This is a genomic window from Holdemania massiliensis AP2, from assembly GCF_000327285.1.
In the GTDB taxonomy this organism is placed as follows: Bacteria; Bacillota_I; Bacilli_A; order Erysipelotrichales; family Erysipelotrichaceae; genus Holdemania; species Holdemania massiliensis.
Window position 1 is genome coordinate 22,928 of record NZ_HE998569.1, and the last position, 22,419, is coordinate 45,346.

Sequence of the window (22,419 nt, forward strand, 5' to 3'; positions counted from 1 at the left end):
GAATCCTGCCTAGATCCATGTATTGAGTACAAAAGGCTATGCGTATTTCCTCATGACAAAAAAGAGGAAAGACGTAGAGAACGGGCCGCTTAAGATCCTTGAACTGTTTGAGAATGTCTTAGTTCATGATCATTATAAAGCCTATTATGATCTTAAGAACTGCATTCACGCTGAGTGCAACGAACATATCTTAAGATCCTTGAAAGGCGAGGTTGATTTTGATGATGTCCAAGAATGTCAGGAGATGATCACACTGCTTCAAACAGCCCTGCATAGGAAGCATGAACTCCAGGAACAGGGAATCTAACAAATGGAGGAAGCAGAATACAAAACGATTGAACAAAAGTACTTGGAGATCGCGGAACGAGTCATCAGGGAATACAATGAGAAACACCCCTTTATGAAGTCGATCCATATTCCAGAAGCGATAAAAACCTTGAAACGGATGAAGGAATACAAGAAGGAACATCTTTTATTTCTTCGAGATTTTAGTGTCCCTTTTGATAATAACGAAGCAGAAAGACAAGCAAGAGTCTGTAAACTCTACAAAAAGGTCTCGGGTCAATGTGCAACATTGGAAACCGGGAAGCATAAAATGGCGATGCTTAGCGTGCTTCAAACGGCAAAGAAGCAAAAGCTGAATACCTTAGAGGCCCTTGAGAATATCCTAGATTCAGGATGGCCTCAGAATCAACCGGCAGTTTTAAGCTGATCCGGTTTTCTTTTTCCTCGCTCCTCGGTGAATAGTAACCACCCGAATAAATTGTTGATTTTAGGGTTATTATTCTTGTGAAGGATTCGAGTATACTATTGGTGGTGGATATCTCTTTTCTATTTCTGTTAGTTGTCGAGACGAAACAAACCTGTTCATAGAATATTCGTCTATTGTATCTTAAACAAGCTTCTTTCGATTTTAGAAATATGGGAATCATAGGTAAAGATATGTCGGCAATCCTTACACTGGACCCGCTGCTTTCTATTCTTAAATCCTCTTTTGATCATTCTGCTCTCTTTGCAGGAACAGAGACACGTTTTTGATTTCTTGTTTAAGTCCTATTCGTTAATATTCAGGGAATCAATGACAAATCTAGTAAGTTTATCTTTTTGATACGATGTAAATTTAGAGATGTCCTCTACTAGTTCGCTTTAGCTTCATAGTAGAATACCTTTCTTCTCGATGATATTCTACTGTTTAATGTGATTTTTTTGATTCTCGTAGAGCTAATTTTTTAGATTGTATTTATTCAGGTACCTTTTCATTAAATAAAGTTATTCTAATTAAAAATTTCAAAAAATAAGCTAGGCTCTAACTTCATACAATTCATGATTGAAAGCAAGTCCGCATTTAATAAATTAAAAAATATTTTTAGACTTAAAGGTATAATTATAGACTTCTGAATATAATTTTTAATAGAATCTTTGATAATAATCATTAATAATTAAAGTGATTATCTATGAAATAATATATCTAACTAAATATAGTATTTCTTATTGCTAGATGCTAAAATAAATTAATAAAGACTGTATAAGGAAAAAGCTCTATGACCAAGTTAAAAAAAAGAATTTTATTTGCTTTGTTATTGCTCTGTTTCTTTTTTCTACCACTAAAGTTAGAAAATACAAACCAAAATATTCATATTAAAGTTTGTACTGATGGTATATTTGTATATCTATATAATTATGGATGCACATCATATCCAAAACTGAACGTCAAATATAGCAATAAACCTATGGTAAATTTGAATTGTCATAATATTTTTGCAATTTATTTAAATAATGCTCACGATAACTTTAGTTTAAATAAGCTAAAAATGAAAGTGACAAATGATGATTATGTAGAATTTTTTATGCAGCGTAACTTTTTCTATATCAACGATATAGAAAAATGCCTATTAGAATACGTTGATCATACTATTATAGATGAATATAGCACACTGAAGTCTGGCGATCCTTGTTTATATGATAATTTATGTAAGAGCAATAATATCAAAGAATATTAATTCTATTACTTTGAAAACTTAGCTATACTTTCTTGGATTAACTCTTCTGAAAGACTATCGTTTTGGATACTTGGATCTAGATCATAATTTTGGTCAACATATTCAACTAAAGCATTAAGGCAATTCTCAATCACCTCTTGAGTGAATATCTCATGATAAGTATTTGCTTTAGAAGAATTATCGCTTCTAAAATATTTTAATGAATTCTCAAAATATTCTTGATTATAACTTCGCAAGAATTCATCGAATCTACTACGTGTTGAGATATAAGCAATTTCATCATTCTCGAAACTCCAAAATTTTTCACAATCACTGTGGTGATTAAGTCCGTCTTTAAAGCTGTATACACAATTTCCAATAGTAAGAGAGGCGTCTTTAAAGTTTAAAATTTCACTATAGTAATTTTTGTCTCCATCTTCAACCAATCTAATTTCGCTATATGTATTCAAGTTTACATAGTAAGAATCGATATAATCATATTGCCCCTTAAACACATTCTTTTGTACTTCTTCAATGATAATCTCTGAATGTGTTTGTCTAAATTCTATTGGATCAATTTCTACCTTATAGTTAAATTGAATTTCATCTACCTTAGTTGAATTGTCATTCTCTTCATTTTGCTTATCAATCAGTCCTGAATTGGGTGTGCTATCTGGTTTTTCACTTTGTTGATCAGAATCAACCTTCGTGTTATTAGAACAACTCGTGCATAAAATTAAAATGAAAGCAATGATTAATTTCATATTTCCTCCAATAGTAATATTTATATGTTTCTATGCAAATTATACAGTATATTTATAATTTGCAATAGATTATTATTTTGCAAGCTTGTTTTATACATGCTTTGTTTTTTAATACCACTGAGGATGAGATTAAATTATCTTAAGCTAATAATAATTACTTTTCTGAAAATTAATCTAAATCGTTTTGAATAATTGATATCATCTACTTTTCTAGATCTAGACAATAATGAGTCTAAAAGTGATCTTGACTCTTATCAAAATAATCATATGAAATAAATAAAGACACTAATTTAATTGGCATAAATGGTTTTTTTCAGCTTGACACAAAAGGATATTATACAGTAGTTTTAACAGATACATCTGTTATGGATCCAAACATCGGAGGAAATATCATCCAAAGCCATTATACTTAGTTGCTTCGGCTAAAGGTGCTAATATCAGAACTTCTATTCCATCAGGTACACCAACTTTTGTTCCCGCGGGGGCAAAAATGAAGGTAGAAGAATTAATCCCTGGCTTTCAATCGGATGGTTATCAGTGGGTTAAAGCATCGTACAATAAAACCAGCGGATATGTTCAAGTTGATTTGAATAATTGGCATTATTTCCAAATCTGATTTATATTGATTAAAAAATAGGCTGCAGTCAAATTTATTGGAATAAAAATAATTTTGACTGTAGCTTTTCTATTCACTAAACATTAAAGCTTGTACCTACATTTGATTAACTTATAAAAACAGTTTATTATATAAACAGTAATAAGGAGTGGATGTTGTGAAAAAAGGCTCTCATTTAAAAGTACTTATCTATTTCCCGCTTGCTTTGATCATCGTTCTCTTAGGTATATATAGAATTAAAGAAGAATTTAGTTTACCTCGTCAATATGGAGAAGGACTTAACAGAGCTAAACCTAAACATGAAATGGATGAATATAAGAGCTATTTACTAAATTTACGCAAGGATCTCTATTTTGAGGACTGGGATTATGATCTCATTCTCTATCCTGAGAATCAAGCTTATGCTGCAATTGTGATTCCTAAATCAAGATTGGATCAGTTCATGGATGAAGAAATGACGAATAGCGATCGATACAACTTATATGGCATACTTAATTCATTAACTTATTCTTCTTTTTTTCATAATAAACTAGACCCTATTTTCTCATCGACTATTGGTGATGAGACTCAATATAAGTTTCATATTATTTTTAGTCATTCCGCAACTCTTGAATCAGAAATTGTTGATAATAATGAAAAGTCCATTATGAATTCAGTTTTAAGTGAAAATAATTTCGCTGTTTTTATTTCTCTTTTAATTGATAAAAAAACTTTGGCTCCAACTATAAATACGGAAGAACTATATAATTCTTTGTTTTTGGAAATAAAAGAAATGTTCGGTGAATTACCACACTGTTATTTTTCTTTATCAGCTGCCACAACTGACAAATTAGAAGAATATAGGTATACAGATTTTGTTAAAGGATTATTCGAGGATGAGAATAGTGATTTTTATGAAAGCATTTGGAAGAAGCCTTAATAAAAAGTTTATTCTTGTAAAATAATCATTTAATCATATCTTGACTCTTTAAAATTGTGCAGGGTACCTGTCAATCATTAATGTTATTGATACCTATAACAAGCTGTAGGGTGAGGAAAATAAAAAAATCCTGATAAAATTGAGCTTACTAAGCTTCATCATTTTACCATAGGAGATGCCATGAATGGCTAATGAACGATTCAAGTTCTCCAATTGGATGGTGTTTTTTTATAAAAAAACTATAAAAAAGAACATGGAAAAAAGATTCTGATCTTCTTATAATGAAAGCAGAAATGATCCTGCGGCAGGCAGGATGAAGGAGGAAAAACATGCCACTAAGAAAGGATTTTTTATGGGGCGGTGCAACGGCGGCGAACCAATGCGAAGGGGCTTATAATGAAGGTGGGCGCGGACTGGCCAACGTTGATGTCATTCCCCATGGCAGTGAACGCTGGGCTGTCGTTTCCGGCAACCGCCGCATGCTGGATTTTGAAGAAGGCTATTATTATCCGGCTAAACAAGCCATTGACTTTTATCATCATTACAAAGAAGATATCCGCCTGTTTGGCGAGATGGGATTTAAGACCTACCGCATGAGCATCGCCTGGAGCCGGATTTATCCGCAGGGAGATGAAGAACAGCCCAATGAAGAAGGCCTGCGTTTCTATGAGGAAGTTTTCCGCGAATGTCACCGTTATGGCATTGAACCGTTAGTCACAATTACCCACTTTGATTGTCCAATGCATTTGATTAAGGCTTACGGCGGATGGCGGAATCCCAAGCTGGTGACCTTTTACAAGCGCTTGGTCACCACGTTATTTACGCGGTATAAAGGGTTGGTTCATTACTGGCTGACATTTAACGAGATTAACGTGCTGCTTCACGGTTCGTTTATGGGTGCCGGCATCTGTTTTGAATTCGATGAGGATCGCTTTAAAACGCTCTATACCGCGGCGCATCATGAACTGGTCGCGAGTGCCTGGGCTGTGAAGATCGGACATGAAATTGATCCGGAAAACAAGCTGGGCTGCATGTTGGCGACAGGCAGTTATTATCCCTATTCCTGTAAGCCGGAAGATGTGTTCGCCGCACAGCAGGAAAATCATAAAAACTATTTCTTCATTGATGTTCAGAGCCGCGGAGCCTATCCTGCTTACGCTTTAAAAGAATTTGAACGGCATCATTTTGAATTGCCGATGAGTGAGGAAGAGAAGAAACTGCTGAAAGAAAATACGGTCGATTTCATTTCCTTCAGCTACTATTCTTCCCGTGTTGCCAGCAGTGATCCGCAGCTCCAAGGGGAAGGCAATATGATGAAAGGAGTTAAAAACCCCTATCTGGAAGTCTCGCAATGGGGCTGGCAGATCGATCCGCTGGGTTTGCGGATCACCATGAACGAGCTATATGACCGCTATCAGAAACCGCTGTTCATTGTGGAAAACGGATTGGGAGCTGTGGATGTTCCGGATGAAAACGGTGAGATTCAGGATGACTATCGGATTGAATATCTGCGCGCGCATATTCAGGCGATGAAGGAAGCGGTCGAGCAGGATGGGATTGACTTATTGGGCTATACGACCTGGGGTCCGATTGATCTGGTATCTGCCGGAACGGGTGAGATGTCGAAACGTTATGGATTTATTTATGTTGACCGTGATGATTTTGGTCAGGGAACCTTACAGCGGTTCAAAAAGAAATCTTTTGCCTGGTATAAGAAGGTCATCGCCTCCAACGGCGAAGACTTAGACTGAATTTTCAGATAAAAAAAACCATGCCTTCAAAGGGGAGCATTCAGCTTCACAGCGAAGACATGGTTTTTTCTTTTCTTTATGTTTTATTTCGTTATTAACAATTTCAGTGAAACGACTTTTTGTATTATTCATCTTTTGTATATTAGTTTTTATTAATGCATTTATTCTTCGCTTTTGAAATGCGTTGAAATTTCTTATTAAATTATTATTATTTATCGATAGTTCTTATAAACAGTTTGTGCAACTCTAATTGAAATATGTTGAGGGAACACCTGCGAGTCAAAGGGAAAACCAAAATCCTATCTCAAGATCAATAGTCAAGTTATTGGTGTTGGATGTGCCAAGTCTTAAAAACGATATTTGGGACTGTAGGCAAGTATGGAAGGCACTCAGCTAAGGAGAAGAGGCATTCTTCACTTCCTAACGACTTGTTCAACGATTAAATATTATATAATGCATCATCGTTAATCTCTGTATAAAAATCAGTTGCAAATTTAATTCCTGCTTTAAAATAGAAAAGCCCATTTTCATCGACCAGTTTATTTATGCATTCATCTAGTTTGAACAATAAATTTTCTATTTCCACATTGTCCTTAGTGTGCTTAATTTCGTTCATTATTTCTTCCAGTTCTTCTTTTATTCTACAGATTTGTTTTGTCTGGGATTGGGCTGTATGAAAGGGCCTAAAATTTCCAAGATAAAGTTCTCTTATGAGTTCTTTTTCCATATTATATTTCTTCCTGAGTTCCGAATTCATCTAGTGCCATCTGATGATGAATTTTATAGGCTAACATAAAACCTAGCTCGAATACATATTTTTTTCTAAGTCTGTAACATTGGATTCTGCCGCTTCATAGTTGCGGAATAAATCTAAAGCTTCTTGATCTTGCATTACTTTTTGTAAATAATCAACAATTTCTTCACTGAGTTTAGACGTTTCCGTTACGGCTTCATTATATTCTGTTGACTTGGGCATAGCCTCGGATGGGCGTAGGTCTCCATAATAAAGAAGATCAAATATATTTTTCATACACTTTCCATTTTCGTTTCCAGTTTTTTTATTGCTTTCTGTGATCTGTGCAAATAATTCTTTTATTTCCATTGCATTATCCCTCCTAATATATAAGCTTTTTTGTTATTCACATAGAATGATCATGTTATTTATAATTTTAAAGTCCGAGATAAAGGCTCGCTCGGTATTGCAAGCTAGTTTAAACAGGTTATATTCATAACAGAAAAACGCGATTTTTAAAAAGTCTGTTTGTGTAAAGAAATTGCTTAGAGTCCAAGGGAGAACATGATGGAAAGCGGGACGGATGACTTAAATTTTATCAGAGATTTCTTAACTTCATGATTAAATAAGAAAGTAAATGAATGCCCGGGGAGTTATGATTTAGGACATCATCGGGGTTATGATTGTTTTTTTTGATTCCCCCCCAGTCAAAATTTCTCATTGGACAGTAATCTTGCTTATCCATAGACTGCTATAACTAAATTCAAAAATGATCGAATGAAGATTAATACATTGTTGAAAAATCATTGCCCGATTCAACAGAAAGAATACTGATTAGCTGTTAATATAATTTTCTGCAAAGTGTAAGGCTTTTTTATACTGGCGAGTTCTTTTATAAAAACTAATTAGCTGCGTATAAAGAAAGGCCTTTGCTTCGTAATCCCCTTCTACACTAATATAGTTTTCCATCTGAAGCAGGTGATCTTCAATAACTTTGTTGTTCCCTTTAGAATTTGATAGTTTGACAAAGGTCAGGCAATCCCATATATACTTATCATTAACCTGTTGTTTAGATACATCTTTTAAGAATTCATCTAATTCTTGATTTCTTTTAAGATGATATAAACTCCATGCTTTGTTAAAATAATATTCTGATGGGTTATTGTTCAGTTCTGTAACATGCTCTAAATATTTTAATGCTTTTCTATAATCTTTGGAACAAATCGCATTCCAACTAGCGTTGCAATATATGATGTTTTTTTCAAGACTAGAAACAGCTAATATCTTTGTCATTTTGATAACTTCTTGAAACTTTTTATCCGCTTCTTTATAATTTTTCTCATACGTCTGGATCGAGGCCATAGCGGATAATACTTGAAATATCCTGCGAATATTTCCGGTATTTTCAAATAGAGTTAAGGCTTGCTTATTGCAGAAATAACTCTGGCTTAAGTTATTTAATCGTGTTTCAATTTGTCCTAGCTGATAATATATCATTGGAATTATTGTTTCTTGCGATCCTTTTTGTAACAAATCATATAACATAATTTTGGATTTAGTGAGTTGATTTTCATTTTTATAATAAACCGCAACATAATAAATATAGAAGTTTTGCTGTTCTGCCGTCATTCTATCTTGGACACAATCTAAAAAATTTATAATTTTTTTGCATTCGTCGCTTTTATAACTTGTGGAATTATAGGCTAATTTCGCAATTAAATAATCGAGGATTAAGATAGAACTAACCAATTTTTCCTCATCGTGGATCATCTTCTCATATAGTTTATTCCTATGTTCTATGTCGTAATCATAAATAGATTGGTGCAACATTTTGATTTCTTTGATTTTCTTGTTCAGCCATTTTTCGTCATTATTAAACTCGATCTGCAATATATCGTATATTGCAGATAAAACTAAGGGATCGGCATGAACATGTCCATTTTCTATATGACTAAAATAGGGTGCAGATATATTGGCTTTTTTGGCTACATACAAAGACTTTAAATCAAGGTCATTCCTTTTGTTTCTAATGATCAAGCCGATAAGTTCTTTATTATTCATATATTACCTCTTTTGAAATTTGTTCTTACATCCTTAGCTTAAAACTATTCTCTGGCACCTATTTTGTGCAACTATAAGTCATTGTTAATTAGAGAATACGTTAATATAATCAAATCATACAAGCGCTTGTTAAAAAGGAGGTACAGATGAGAAAAACATTTTTGATTGTTTTAACCGCAATTTTCTTAACAGGGACTCCGTTAAATCCTGTTATGATGTACGGTCATACAGTCTACATGCCTAACTAATAAAAAATTAAAGAGGCCTCTTTCTGTAAATTTCAATCAAGCTAGAACCTAGAGCTTTAAGTATAGTATTTAATTCATTAATTCCTGGATCGACTTCGCCCTTTATGATGCTTCTTAGCTTTTCTTGAGAGTAATCCGTTTTGATCTCTAATTTTGCATAAGACATTTTTCTTTGATTAAACAAATTTTCCAATTTTATTTTTAATTCTTCCTCCTCAAGATGGGAATCTATTTGTTTATCATTCATTGCTTGCATAATAAGCTCCTCACTTTTATTCTAGTATATTCGTTCGAATGAAGTAAGTCAATTTTTAGAAATGCTAGTCTATTTATATTTTCCGAGGATTATATAATGCCTTTAAAGGGTAAGTAGGGAAATGTGATATGAAAATAAATGATGCCGTTAGATATAGAATAAAAGAAATTTGTGAGGAGTTTAATATATCGCTGCACGCTCTTGCTCAAAATGCAGGTGTTCCAGACCCTACGATTAGGCAGTTTATGCAGGGGATTCATGATGATATAAAGATTAAAATCTTATTTAAAATATGCAAAGGCATGAACATGTCTATGATTGAATTTTTTGATTCGAAAATTTTTGATGATGTCGATGATGATTAAGATCCATAGAATATAAAAAGCTATAAAAAGAAATATTGAGATGGAATTTCCAGATTAAAAAAACCATGCCTTTAGCTATACAGCGAAGATATGGTTTCTTTCTTTTCTTTATTCACCATTGAATGATCTGCAAGCAAGTCATTCTGACAATTTAATTAAGGAAACGGTTGAGAAAGGCGGTAACAGAATTCCAGTACAATTCAGGATCGACATCCGCGCTGGCTGCATGGGCAGCACCTTCAATGACTAATAATTCTTTTTCAGTTGGACAAGCTTCAAAAACCTGGTAAACCATGTCTGTCGGCACATAGGTATCGTTGCTTCCGTGGATAAACATCATTGGAACGGATGCTTTTTTCAGCTGCTCAAGAGCGGAGGCCTCCTTGAAATGATAACCCGCGCGAATACCGGTCATGACATCGGCAGTGGCTAAAAACGGAAATTCGGGAAGGCCGAAGCGATAGTCTAACTGATTTTTAAACATATCGTAGACAGAGGTGTAGCCGCAGTCTTCAATCACAGCTTTGACGTTATCTGGTAGTTGTTCACCAGCCGTCATCATGACGGTTGCACCGCCCATGGAAACTCCATATAAGATGATTTCAGCCTGAGAATCCTGATTCACGATCTGTTGGATCCAAAGCAGCAGATCCTTGCGGTCGAGCCAGCCCATGCCGATATATGAACCGCCGCTTTCACCATGCGCACGATTGTCCGGCGTGATCACAGTATAGCCCAGTTCGGAAAAGTGCCGGGCTTCAGTCTGCATCGCTTCTTTGTTGGATGTGTAGCCATGAATAACCAGGGCATAACGATGAGCGGACGGATCCGCGGTATACTGCAGGGCACGCAGAGTCAGTCCGTCTTCACTGACAATCTCCGTTTTTTCAATACTGACAGTTTCCAGCCAAGCATCAGTCAAGGCCTGTTCCTGAGCTTTGTTGGCTTCTTCGTTTCCATACGTTTCCCCAACCGGAGCTTTGCCGTCATGGGCAGATTCCGGCGCCTGATCTGTCCGATAGAGAGCATAGTCCACTAAATAATTGCCGGCTCCGAAGCTGCCGGCTGTCAGAACAGCGGCTGCCAGAACGAGAACGAATATTAAAATTTTTGTTTTTTTCTTCATGATGATGCATCCTCTTTTCAGGTTGGTTCACAAGGAACCTGAACGAGGAAACAGTATAGCAGAAAATAATTTGTATGTCAAAATAAATTGCGAGTATTCACAGTGAACACAACAGTATTTAAATTAAGGAAAGGCATAACATCCCTTAAGAAAGACAGAAGAAATCAAAAAACGACACATTGATATCCAAATGATTCCTCTGTCCGGACGGATCTCTGTTGGCTTATCCGATGGAGGAGAGTAAAGACGGATAAAAACAAAAAAGCTGCCCGCTCACTGCGTTCAGCTGAAGAATCAATATGGTGCGGTAGGTGGGACTTGAACCCACATGGTTTTACCCACACGCCCCTGAAACGTGCGCGTCTGCCGATTTCGCCACTACCGCATGTATATTAAACAGCCGATTTGCCGACTGCTTTTATATATTACACTAAAACGATTTGTTATGCAAGTGTTTTTTTTAATTTTAATCCTGATTTCCCTGCAAAAGCACAAACGATCCGCAATCATCGGAGCTTCTTTTCTCTATAAGAGATTCATGCGGACACCCTGGCAGCCAAATGGAAGAAAAGATCAAAAACAGAAATAAATATTCGCTGTTGTGAATATTTGCACTTGACCCGACAGTGGCTGTCGGGTCTTTAATGAAACTAGAAAGCGAGGAAAAAGCAATGAAGAACGGAGTAAAGAAAATCTTAACCCTGATGATGGCTTTGTGTTTAACGGCCTGTTCATCACCTGCAGCTTCGTCAGAAAAAGCGTTTACGGCGGGAACGTACAGCGCTTCAGCCAAGGGCAACAATGGGGATGTTACCGTCGAGGTAACGGTGGATGCCCAGACAATCACAGCAGTCACAGTCAAAGAACATGCGGAAACGGAGGGGATTGCGGATGCGGCGCTGACGGCTATTCCGGAAGCCATTGTTATCCAGCAATCCTTAAATATTGATACCATTTCCGGCGCCACCAATACTTCCAAGGCAATTCTGGAAGCCGCTGCCGCCTGTTTAAAACAAGCGGGAGGCGATGTGGAAGCCTTGCAGACAAAGCCGAAGGCAACGGCAGAGGCACGGGATGAAATTCAGTTAAATGCGGATGTTGTTGTCGTCGGCGGAGGCGGAGCCGGGTTATCCGCTGCCTTAAGCGCCGCGGAAAACAAGGCTTCGGTCATTGTTGTCGAGAAGGCCGGCAATCTGGGAGGCACGACGATTACCTCCGGCGCTTTTTACAGCACCGGCGATCCGGAACTGGCAAAGCGTTCAAAAATGAATGATACGATGCGGGATCAAGTAGTTAGGTTGCTGGCAATGGAACCCAATTGCGAACAGATGAAAAACTGGCAGGACCAGGTAAAAGAACAGTACCAGCAATATCTGAACAGCGGCAGCGAAGCGATGTTTGACAGCGAAGAATATTACATGCTCTGTGTCTATGTGGACGGCGGAATGACCGGCGATCCGGATTTGATTGAGTGGACGTGCGCGAATGCTGACGAAGGCTATGCCTGGCTTGAGGAACATGGTTATCATTGGAGCGATAAGGTAGTCATCGGTAAGAATGGCGATAATGCCGTCATTGAACCGGATATCGAACGCTGCCGCCGTCTGGTTGCGGACAGCGAATACGGCCGTCCGGCAACACAGATGATTGACATTCTGTCCCAGCAGGCTCAGGCCGTCGGATCGGATACCTCAATCTATACCAATGTCGCCGCAACGGAACTCATCCTGGATGAAGGCCGAGTTGTTGGAATTAAAGCGCTGGGAAGCGATGGTACGCCTTATACGATTACGGCCAACAACGGCGTTGTTTTAGCCAGCGGAGGATTTGCATCCGGCGTTGAACTGCGGGAAGAATACAATACGATTTATCCGTATTTGGGCGAACAGGTGCATTCCACGAATGTAGCAACGGATACCGGCGATGGTCTTGTTATGGCCAAAGCTGCCGGGGCCCAGCTGATCGACATGGAGAAAATTCAGGTCAACAAGATCACACATTATGACTTAGGCGGAACGGACTGCATCGCCGCCGCGTTCTCCAACCTGCTGATCAACGAACAAGGACAGCGCTTTACTAACGAATACGGCAGTGAAACAGACGTATCCATAGCCATTCTCAGTCAGAGCCATCACAAGGCTTTCCTGTTGGCGGATGCTCATAACAGCAATATCACCGAAGGCAAAACCAGCGGCGGCCGGGATTTGGAAGAAGCCGTTGCGCAGGGATATGTCTTTAAAGCCGATACAATTGAAGCGCTAGCGCAGCAGCTGCAGATCGATCCGGCAGTTCTCACCCAGACGATTGAGCAGTTTAATGCAGCTATTGATCAGAAGCAGGATCCGGAATTCGGCCGGACGATCCTGAACGAAGAGGACAAGCTGCTTACCGCCCCATTCTATGCAACGCCGGTCATTCCAAGTGTGCATCATACGATGGGCGGCTTGAAGATCAATGCCAAAGCTCAGGTTCTTAACCAACAGGATGAACCGATTTCCGGTTTGTTTGCCGCGGGAGAAATTGTCGGCGGACTCAGCGGGAATAACCGCATGAGCGGCGATGCGATTATGGCCAATGTCGTTCAGGGTCGGGTAGCCGGAGCTGAAGCTGCAAATAACGATTAAAACGGGAATTATCATCAGATTCAAAAGCAGAAATAAAGCAAAAAATGAAGGGGAAGGCCAAAAAAGCATAACGGCCTTCTTTTGTATTTTTTCCATGTCTACGGAAACGTAATTCTGCAGTATTTGGCTGGATGCAGCTTCATGGTGCAACTTGAAAAACAAAAAAAGACAATATGACATTTTTTACACAAAATAGTCAATTTCCCCAATTTGTAGGAAACATGAAAAACACGCTTGCATTTTATAGAGAGTGGAGTATAATCTGTTCACATAGTTAAATATTAAGGTGGTTAACTATTAAAACAAAAGAGGTGATCGACGTGAATGAACAGGAAATCGCTCAGAAGATTCTGCGGCTGGCTTATGTCTTTCGTCAGCGCAGCGAACCCCGCGGCCGGAAGAAACTGACGATGAACCCCCGCGACATGATGATTCTGCATGGCATTATCCATCTCAATCCTGAAGGGATGATCAAGATGAGTCAGATCAAGGATTATTTTCATGTCAGTCCAGCCGCCGTTTCCCAGGGCATCCGCTCCTTTGAGCAGCAAGGCTGGGTGGAACGGGTCATTCTTGACAGCGACCGGCGCAGCGTCTACATTCAGATTACGGAAAAGGGACGTCAGCTGATGCAGCAGCGGGAACAGGAGTTCTGCGAACAGATCGGGGCGTATTTCCGCTATCTGGGCGAAGCCGACAGTCTGGCTTTGGTCCGAATTCTGGAGCGGACGGTCGATTATTGTCAAAACCCTGCGAACTGCGGTTCTAAGGAAATGTGAGAAAGGAGTAACCTATGGTCAAATATCTTAAGCCGTTCGCGTTATCCATCGCGGCGGTCATTGTGCTGTTGTTTGCCCAGGCTCAATGTGAACTGGCTTTGCCGGATTACATGGCCGATATCGTCGATGTCGGAATTCAAAGCAGCGGGATCAGCAGCGCGGTTCCGGAAGTCATCCGGGAGAGCGAAGCGGAAAAGCTGTTTCTGTTTATGAATGAAGAAGACCGGCAGCTGTTTCAGTCCAGCTATACTTTAGTCGAGGCAGGTCAGGCCAGTGCTCAGCAGATCAAGAAAGCCCCGACGGCCGAACAGGAGCCGGTTTATTTCCTGAATTCGCTGGAGGAGGAGCAGCGCAGCCAGCTGAGCGCGGCACTGTCGCCAGCGGAAATGATTGTTCTGACAATTCCGAGCTTTAAAGAAACCGAGGCCTTTCAGGAATTGAATCTGCCGGAGGACGTAGATCTGTTTTCCCTGCTTTCGCAGATGCCGCAGGAACAATTCGACGCGGTTATGACGCAGATCAACGCCGGCATTCAGGATGCGGCTGAGAATGCTTCAACGGTAGCGTCGGCTCAATTTGTCAAAATGGAATATCGGGCGATCGGCATCAATACTGATTCCATTCAGCTCAACTATATTTTCAGCAGCGGTCTGCGTATGCTGGGGGTTGCTTTGTTCGGCACGGTCTGCGCGATTGTCGTCACGTTTTTGGCATCGCGGATCGCCGCCGGCGTTTCCCGCAACCTGCGCTTAGCGGTTTTCAGCAAGGTTGAGAACTTTTCCTCGGCGGAGTTCAATCAGTTCTCCACCGGCACGCTGATCACCCGGACAACCAACGATGTCCAGCAGATTCAGCAGGTTCTGGTGATGTTTATGCGGATCGTCGTCTACGCGCCGATCATCGGCATCGGAGCGATTATCAAGGTGCTCAATACGAATGCATCGATGACCTGGATTATTGCGTTAGTGGTTGTGATTATCATGGCGATCATGGGCATTGCCTTTGCGGTTGTTCTGCCGAAGTTCTCAATCATCCAGAAGCTGCTCGATAAGATGAACGCGGTTCTGCGTGAGTTCCTGGACGGTCTGCCGGTTATCCGGGCTTTCAATACCCAGGCACATGAAGAAAAGCGCTTCGACAAGGTCAATAACGAGGTCACCAAAACCAATCTCTTTGTCCAGCGGACCTTAGCTTTATTGATGCCGATGATGATGCTGGTGATGAATTGCGTCGGCATTCTGATCGTCTGGGTTGGCGGTCATCAGATTGATATGGGAACGCTGCAGGTTGGCAACATGATGGCGTTCATCCAATACAGCATGCAGATTATCATGGCGTTTTTGATGATTACGATGGTTTCTGTCATGCTGCCGCGGGCAGCGGTTTCGATCAAGCGGGTCATGGAAGTGCTCAACTGTGATCTTTCTATCAAAGATCCGAAACAGCCGAAGGCTTTCGATCCTGCTCAGCATGGCTATGTGGAGTTTAAAGATGTTGCCTTCCGCTATCCGGGCGCTGAAGAAAATGTCGTAGAAAACATTTCCTTCTTAGCTCGTCCGGGACAGACGACAGCTTTTATCGGCTCGACCGGTTCCGGCAAATCGACGATTGTGAATCTGGTCCCGCGTTTCTTTGATGTCACAGCCGGCTCGATTGAGGTTGACGGGGTAGATATCCGGGAAGTCAGTCAGCAGGAACTTCGGCATAAAATTGGTTATGTTCCGCAGAAGGGCATGCTGTTTTCCGGGACGATTGAATCCAATCTGCGCTATGCCGATGAAAATGCCGACTGGCCGCAGCTGAAGGGCGCTGCGGAAATTGCGCAGGCCAGTGAATTTATTGATTCCAAGCCGGAAGGTTATGATTCCCCGATCGCTCAGGGCGGCACCAATGTGTCCGGCGGTCAGAAGCAGCGGCTGTCAATTGCCCGTGCGTTAGTCCGCAATCCGGAAATCTATATCTTTGACGATTCGTTCTCGGCGCTGGACTTCAAGACCGATGTCGCGCTGCGAAAGGCTTTGAATGAATTGTGTGAGAAGACCGGCAGTACTGTGCTGTTGGTCGCTCAGCGGATTTCATCGATCATGCATGCGGATCAGATCGTGGTCATGGATAAAGGCCATATCGCCGGCATCGGCACGCATGATGAGCTGATGAAAACCTGCGAAGTCTATCAGGAAATTGCGTATTCGCAGCTGTCAAAGGAGGAATTGGGTCATGACGAACACTAAACATAATCCGAAACCGACGATGCGCCGCGGTCCGATGGGCGGGGGTCATGGAATGCGCGGCACAGGCGAAAAAGCCAAAGATTTCAATGGGACAATGAAACAGCTTCTGCGCTATATCAAGCCTTATTCGCTGTCGATGTTCTTTGGCATTTTGTTTGCAGCGGTGGCCACGGTGATGACCGTTGTCGGACCGAAGATACTCGGCAAAGCGACGACGGAGCTGGCCGTTGGACTGCATGCCAAAGCGGTTGGTACAGGGGGAATCAACTTCGGCCGGATCGCTGAAATTCTGATTTTCTTACTGTGTCTGTACGGCTTATCCGCCTTGTTTAATTATTTCCAGCACTGGCTGATGGCCGGCGTCGCGCAGAAGGCTTCCTATGATCTGCGCAAAGCGCTGGCGGAAAAGATTGACCGGCTGCCGTTTAAATACTTCGACGGGCATTCCCATGGTGATCTTCTGTCTAGGGCGACCAACGACGTCGATACGGTATCGCAAACGTTGAATCAATCATTGGCTAATATCATTACCGCTATGGTTCAGCTCATCGGCTTTACGATCATCATGTTGTCGATCAGCTGGGAAATGACCTTAATGGCCTTCTGTGTCCTGCCGCTTTCGGCAATTCTGGTTCTGCAGATCGTCAAGCGTTCGCAGCGTTTCTTCGCTCGTCAGCAGGCGGCTTTGGGCGCGGTAAACGGACATATTGAAGAAATGTATTCCGGGCATATCGTCATGAAAGCCTTCAATGGCGAGGCCCGTTCAATTCAAGAATTCAGTGAGCACAACCAGAAGCTGTATGATTCAGCCTGGAAATCTCAGTTTCTAAGCGGCATGATGCAGCCGCTGACCACCTTGATCGGCAATATCGGGTATGTCGGTGTTTGTATCTTAGGCGGCTGGCTGACGATTAAGGGCGCTATTGAAATCGGTGATATTCAGGCGTTCATCCAGTATGTCCGCAACTTTAACCAGCCGATCAATCAGCTGTCGCAGGCAGTAAATGTGCTGCAGTCCACAGCCGCGGCGGCGGAACGTGTCTTTGAATTCTTAAATGAAGAAGAAGAAATAGCAGAAACCGAAAATCCGGTTCCGGTTCGCGACCGGCATGGAAAATCCCTGATTCAGGGACAGGTTACTTTTGAAAACGTCCATTTCGGCTACAATCCGGATAAGATCATCATCAATGATTTCTCAATGTTCATCAATGCCGGCAAGCGCGTGGCGATCGTCGGTCCGACAGGCGCCGGCAAGACGACGATTGTTAAGCTGCTGATGCGCTTCTATGAACTGAACAGCGGTACGATCTATGTGGATGGTCAGGATATCCGCAATTACCGGCGGTCTGATCTGCGTTCGTTGTTTGGCATGGTGCTTCAGGATGCCTGGCTGTTTAACGGAACGGTGATGGAGAACCTTCGTTACGGACGGCTGGATGCGACGGATCAGGAAGTCATCGCGGCGGCGAAGGCAGCACATGTCGATCACTTCATCCGGACGCTGGATCACGGCTATCAGACGATGATCGACGGCGATTCCGGCAATATTTCTCAGGGTCAGAAGCAGCTGTTGACAATCGCGCGGGCCTTCCTGGCGGATCCGAAGATTCTGATTCTTGACGAAGCGACTTCCTCTGTAGACACCCGGACCGAAGTTCTGATTCAGAAAGGGATGGAAACCTTGATGAAAGGCCGGACAAGCTTCATCATTGCTCACCGTCTGTCAACGATTCGGGATGCCGATCTGATTCTGGTTATGAAAGAAGGCGACATCGTCGAAGCCGGAACACATGATTCTCTGATGGCGGACAATGGATTCTACGCTTCCCTGTATAATTCACAGTTTGAAGATTGTGAATAATCATCACTCAGTTTCATTATAGACTTGGTCTGACGGCCAGGTCTTTTCTTATAGCGGAACAAACGCTTGACATCGATAATTCAAATGAATATCATGAAGCTGGATAAGGGTAAAGCCAGCCCGGCAAGGAGGGAAAAGATGATTTATATTACAGGCGATACGCATGGCCGGTTTGAGCGGGTCGAGCAGTTTTGTAAAAGTCAGAAGACAAAACTTCAGGACATTTTGATCATTCTCGGCGACGCTGGAATTAACTTCAGCGGAGGACTGCGGGATCAGGAAAAGAAGCGGTTTCTCAGTTCCCTTCCGATCACGCTTTTCTGCATCCATGGCAACCATGAGAAACGGCCTCAGACCATCGCAGGCTATCAACTTCAAGAATGGCACGGCGGTCAGGTTTACGTGGAAGCGGAGTATCCTCATCTCTGTTTTGCCAAAGATGGCGAGCTCTTTGATCTGGATGGAAAACGAACGATAGTCATCGGCGGGGCCTACAGTGTGGATAAGTGGACTCGGTTAATGTATGGATTCGGCTGGTGGCCGGACGAACAGCCAACCGATGCGATAAAGCAGGATGTCCAGCGGCAATTAGAACAACAAAATTGGAATGTCGATGTCGTCCTGAGTCATACTGTACCGTTAAAATATGAGCCTACAGAAGTGTTTTTAGAAGGTGTCGATCAAAGTCAGGTCGATAAATCAACGGAACAGTGGCTCAATCAGATTGAAAACCAACTCACTTATAGAAAATGGTATGCCGGACATTATCATACCGAAAAAGAAATGGATCAATTAGAAATCATGTTCGAAAACATTAAAGAATTCAGCCTGTGATTTCATTCTTGTCAGCCCGCAAATTGAGTTCTGCGGGTTTTCTATGAATACAAAGTGAAAGATGCAGAATTAAAAATTTCAAAAAACGAATGAGAGTCTTACATTTCCATGACTTTGCGCCGGCGCAGCATCCAACCGAAAAAATACCGTGTATAATAAAATTAGGAAAGAACTCTGAACCTATTCTGCAAAGACTGATGAACGAAATGATCCTCGAAAGCAGAAATCATAAAATAGAATCATAGAACTTGAGGATCTCTGCTGAAAGGAATCATTCAGCATTTTTTCGGTATTTTCGAATGGGAGAGTCCTGTTGGTCAGTACCGGATGGATCACATAACAGAGGGTTTCCGAATAACTTGAATGCAAAGGAGGGATATCATGAAGAAGAAAAGAGGGCATTCGATTTTGATCGCAGGATTGTCGCTGGGCATGTTCTTCGCGCTGCAGCCTGTTGCCGCTCAAACGCCGTCAACAGAACAGAAGGATCAGGCTTCAATTCATTTTGCGGATCCGGAGCCCCTGAATTGGAATACGAATCTCGATCTTTCAAAGAAACGAACATCTCAAACTCACGGCGAGGTGACGATTGATTCCTTTGATCCTTTGCCGTCTGCCATCGCAAAACAAAGTGTGGCTGTCGGCACGCCGGAGAATAAGCTGAATCTGCCGAAGACTCTGACCGGTATCGATTCACAAGGGAACACGGCAGCGGAAATTAAGGTAACGTGGAAAAACAAAGGGGATGCGTATGATCCTTCCAAGGTTCAGGATTATACGTTCATTGCCGAATTAAGCGCGGGATATCTTCCTGGCAAAACGGCCAGTCTGCCGGAAATTATCGTGACGGTGACGGGTTTTCAGCCAACGACGCTGCCGGAGAACTATGTGCGGCTGACGATGAAGGCCGGCGAGCTGGAAACAAGAATCAAAAAGGGACAGGTAAAACCGGAAAAGATTGCGGCGTTGTTCATCGAAGGCGCCATGAATGACGACGATATCAAGTATATTCGTGCGAACTTAACGAATTTGAAGACGCTGAATTTGGAAAAGACATCTTTGACCCAGATTTCAGCGCAGGCGTTTCAGGGCATGACGAAGCTGGAGAACGTTGTTCTGCCCAATACGTTAATGAAGATTGAAGATCAGGCTTTTGCCGGATGCACCCAATTAAAATCCTTGAATTTGTCCAAGGTTACGTCCATCGGCGAGAGTGCTTTTGCGGACTGCGCCGCTTTAGGGGCTGTGGATCTTTCCCAGGTACAAGCGCTGGGAAAGAAAGCTTTTTCCGGCTGTACACAGCTGACGTTGGCGGCCAATACGCAATTCAACGAAGCGCTGAAGCAGATCAGTGAATTCGCTTTTGAAGGCTGTAAAAATCTATCAGAAATCAACCTGTCTCAGGTTACGGAGATCGGTGCCAGTGCGTTTAAGAACTGCGAAAAGCTGACATTAAAAGCCGGAACCGGATTGAATGAAAATTATACAACAATTAATGCTTCGACCTTCTATGGCTGCAGCAGTCTGACTACTGTAGATTTATCGCATGTTACCTCCATTGGAGCCAGCGCTTTCGATCAATGCAGCAAGCTTGGCGAAGTCGATTTATCGCAGGTGACCTCTTTGGGTGATTCCGCTTTTGAAGGCTGCAGCTCACTGAAGCTGAAAGCACAGACAAACTTGAATCCAGGTTTAAGCGCCATCGGCAAGCGGTCCTTCGCTCAATGCTCATCATTGAGTCAGATTGATTTGTCCAAGGTCCAAACGATCGGTGAGGGAGCTTTTGTGGGCTGCACGTCGATCAGCGAAGTCAATTTGCTTAAGCTGACAGAACTGGGCGCGAAAGCCTTGAAAGACTGCACGGGACTCAAAGTTCTGGCCCTGCCGCAGAACAAACCGAATTGGAGTGCAGATTCCTTTGAAAATGTTCCGTCGGTTCTGTTGATGTTTGAAAACGGCAAAGCATATTCAGATTTGTCCGGTCTGCCAAACGGTTCGGCAGCTCCGGTCATTGAAGGCAAGGATATTCAGGCTGGTGAAACGCTGGAGCTGACAGTTAAGCTTCCAGTCAGCATCAATGTGACGTATCAATGGAGTTTTAACGGGACCGCGATGGCCTCGCAAACCAATTCAACACTAAAAATTGATCAGGCTCAGGTCAGCCATGGCGGAACCTATCAATGTGATGTCACTTGGGGAACCTGGGTTCAGCGGGCGGAAAAGACAATCAAGGTAACTCCGAAACCAACCCCATCTCCATCTCCAACTCCAACCCCGACGCCAACGCCAACCCCTCAGCCGGTACATGAACATGATTATGGGCCGATGCAGTCCGATCCGACGTGGCATTACCGCGAATGTGTGGACGGCGACGGGGCGAAGGCCGAAATCGCGGAGCATACGCCGAGTGACTGGATTATTATTGAAAAGGCGACGGCGACCAAGGCTGGAAGTAAAAAGAAAGTCTGCACCATCTGCGGAAGACAGCTGGAATGGCAGGCCATCCCGGCAACGGGTCCGGAATACACATTCAAAACGCTGAAATCCAAGGAAGCTCAGCTTGAGATCCGCGGTGATTTTTCCACCAATGCCAGTCTGGCGACAACCGCTGATTTACCGCATAAAGAAGGAACCTGCGATGCCTGCGACGCGATCCGTGAACAACAAAAAGCTGCCGGCTGGCTCACAGGTCATCGTCTGCAGCTTAAAGCCGGAAAGTACAAAGGTGATCTGACCGTCGAAATCACAACGGATAAAAAAGACGGAACCGAAGTGGAACTGTGGATCTGCCAGGATAAAACGTTGGTGAAGGAAACGAAGAAGGTCAAGTCAGGAACAGTTTCGATCACTTTGAAAACCTGGCCGGATTATATTGGACTTTCGGAAGTGCCGGTGAAGATCAGTGGTCTGCCGGGTTCGCTGTCATTAACGGTTGGTGAACAAACTACGTTAAAACCTGTCCCATCGGGCGGAACCTGGGAATATGATCACTCCATTCTGGAAGTAACACAGAACGAAGACAGCTTCACGGTAAAAGCTCTGCAGGTGGGAGAAACAACGTGCACCTATTCGGCAGAAGGCGATCAGTACAGTCTGAAAGCACAGGTGAAGGAAAAAGCCGCAGATCCGGCACCGGAAACGAAAAAAACCGGAAGCATCGTCCCGTTTGCGATTGGAATTCTGGTGTTTGCGGCTGTGGTTCTGATCGGCGGAGCCGTGTTCCTGAAGCGTCAGATTGACAAATCGCAAGGCTGATCTGAACGCAGCTTCAA

Annotated in this window: 16 protein-coding genes, 1 tRNA gene and 1 pseudogene; 11 read left to right on the forward strand and 7 right to left on the reverse strand. The window is 42.3% G+C overall.

The window, feature by feature from the left end; all coding sequences use genetic code 11:
• Positions 1–22: 22 nt before the first annotated feature.
• A pseudogene (locus BN162_RS19085) lies at positions 23–712 on the forward strand (IS66 family transposase).
• Between the two features lie 829 nt (positions 713–1,541).
• The gene (locus tag BN162_RS12545; protein WP_020225466.1) at positions 1,542–2,000 is read left to right on the forward strand and encodes a hypothetical protein; all 459 of its coding nucleotides are present in this window, start codon (positions 1,542–1,544) and stop codon (positions 1,998–2,000) included.
• Between the two features lie 5 nt (positions 2,001–2,005).
• Here BN162_RS12545 and BN162_RS12550 read toward each other — a convergent pair whose 3' ends face one another.
• Positions 2,006–2,743, reverse strand: coding sequence for a hypothetical protein (locus BN162_RS12550; protein ID WP_020225467.1), 738 nt, complete (start codon positions 2,741–2,743; stop codon positions 2,006–2,008).
• Between the two features lie 773 nt (positions 2,744–3,516).
• Here BN162_RS12550 and BN162_RS12555 point away from each other — a divergent pair.
• Both BN162_RS12555 and BN162_RS12560 read left to right on the forward strand, forming a co-directional pair.
• Positions 3,517–4,278, forward strand: coding sequence for a hypothetical protein (locus tag BN162_RS12555; RefSeq protein ID WP_020225468.1), 762 nt, complete (start codon positions 3,517–3,519; stop codon positions 4,276–4,278).
• Between the two features lie 329 nt (positions 4,279–4,607).
• Positions 4,608–6,029 carry a 6-phospho-beta-glucosidase gene (locus BN162_RS12560; protein ID WP_020225469.1) on the forward strand — a complete coding sequence of 474 codons (1,422 nt, stop codon included), beginning with the start codon at positions 4,608–4,610 and terminating at the stop codon, positions 6,027–6,029.
• Positions 6,030–6,468: 439 nt separating this feature from the next.
• Here BN162_RS12560 and BN162_RS12565 read toward each other — a convergent pair whose 3' ends face one another.
• The 4 genes from BN162_RS12565 to BN162_RS12580 all read right to left on the reverse strand — a co-directional run bounded on the left by BN162_RS12565 (position 6,469) and on the right by BN162_RS12580 (position 9,327).
• A complete protein-coding gene (locus tag BN162_RS12565) occupies positions 6,469–6,756 on the reverse strand; it encodes a hypothetical protein (RefSeq protein ID WP_020225470.1) in 288 nt (95 codons plus the stop codon).
• Between the two features lie 72 nt (positions 6,757–6,828).
• Entirely contained in the window at positions 6,829–7,131 is a 303-nt protein-coding gene (locus BN162_RS12570) for a DUF6809 family protein (protein WP_020225471.1), read from the reverse strand.
• Positions 7,132–7,596: 465 nt separating this feature from the next.
• Positions 7,597–8,823 (reverse strand): helix-turn-helix domain-containing protein, encoded by a 1,227-nt coding sequence (locus BN162_RS12575; protein WP_020225472.1) that lies wholly within the window; start codon positions 8,821–8,823, stop codon positions 7,597–7,599.
• A gap of 255 nt (positions 8,824–9,078) precedes the next feature.
• Entirely contained in the window at positions 9,079–9,327 is a 249-nt protein-coding gene (locus BN162_RS12580; RefSeq protein WP_020225473.1) for a helix-turn-helix domain-containing protein, read from the reverse strand.
• A 128-nt stretch (positions 9,328–9,455) separates the two neighbouring features.
• Between BN162_RS12580 and BN162_RS12585 the strand changes: the two genes are divergently transcribed.
• The gene (locus BN162_RS12585) at positions 9,456–9,692 is read left to right on the forward strand and encodes a helix-turn-helix domain-containing protein (protein ID WP_020225474.1); all 237 of its coding nucleotides are present in this window, start codon (positions 9,456–9,458) and stop codon (positions 9,690–9,692) included.
• Positions 9,693–9,843: 151 nt separating this feature from the next.
• Here the strand turns inward: BN162_RS12585 and BN162_RS12590 are convergent, their stop codons facing one another.
• Both BN162_RS12590 and BN162_RS12595 read right to left on the reverse strand, forming a co-directional pair.
• Positions 9,844–10,818, reverse strand: a complete 975-nt coding sequence (locus tag BN162_RS12590) for an alpha/beta hydrolase (RefSeq protein ID WP_020225475.1) — start codon at positions 10,816–10,818, stop codon at positions 9,844–9,846.
• Between the two features lie 300 nt (positions 10,819–11,118).
• Positions 11,119–11,203 (reverse strand) — tRNA-Leu (locus BN162_RS12595).
• A 286-nt stretch (positions 11,204–11,489) separates the two neighbouring features.
• On the opposite strand from BN162_RS12595, the gene BN162_RS12600 reads away from it, so the two are divergent.
• The 6 genes from BN162_RS12600 to BN162_RS18045 all read left to right on the forward strand — a co-directional run bounded on the left by BN162_RS12600 (position 11,490) and on the right by BN162_RS18045 (position 22,402).
• Complete coding sequence (locus BN162_RS12600) at positions 11,490–13,442, forward strand: FAD-dependent oxidoreductase (protein ID WP_020225476.1); 1,953 nt, start codon at positions 11,490–11,492, stop codon at positions 13,440–13,442.
• A 320-nt stretch (positions 13,443–13,762) separates the two neighbouring features.
• Entirely contained in the window at positions 13,763–14,221 is a 459-nt protein-coding gene (locus BN162_RS12605; RefSeq protein WP_020225477.1) for a MarR family winged helix-turn-helix transcriptional regulator, read from the forward strand.
• A 14-nt stretch (positions 14,222–14,235) separates the two neighbouring features.
• On the forward strand, positions 14,236–16,452 hold the full coding sequence (locus BN162_RS12610; RefSeq protein WP_020225478.1) for an ABC transporter ATP-binding protein: 2,217 nt from the start codon (positions 14,236–14,238) through the stop codon (positions 16,450–16,452).
• The gene (locus BN162_RS12615; protein ID WP_020225479.1) at positions 16,439–18,313 is read left to right on the forward strand and encodes an ABC transporter ATP-binding protein; all 1,875 of its coding nucleotides are present in this window, start codon (positions 16,439–16,441) and stop codon (positions 18,311–18,313) included. The genes BN162_RS12610 and BN162_RS12615 overlap by 14 nt, the downstream gene beginning before the upstream one ends.
• Positions 18,314–18,451: 138 nt before the next feature.
• Complete coding sequence (locus BN162_RS12620; protein WP_020225480.1) at positions 18,452–19,147, forward strand: metallophosphoesterase family protein; 696 nt, start codon at positions 18,452–18,454, stop codon at positions 19,145–19,147.
• 381 nt (positions 19,148–19,528) lie between these two features.
• The gene (locus tag BN162_RS18045) at positions 19,529–22,402 is read left to right on the forward strand and encodes a leucine-rich repeat protein (protein ID WP_020225481.1); all 2,874 of its coding nucleotides are present in this window, start codon (positions 19,529–19,531) and stop codon (positions 22,400–22,402) included.
• The last annotated feature ends 17 nt before the right edge of the window (positions 22,403–22,419 follow it).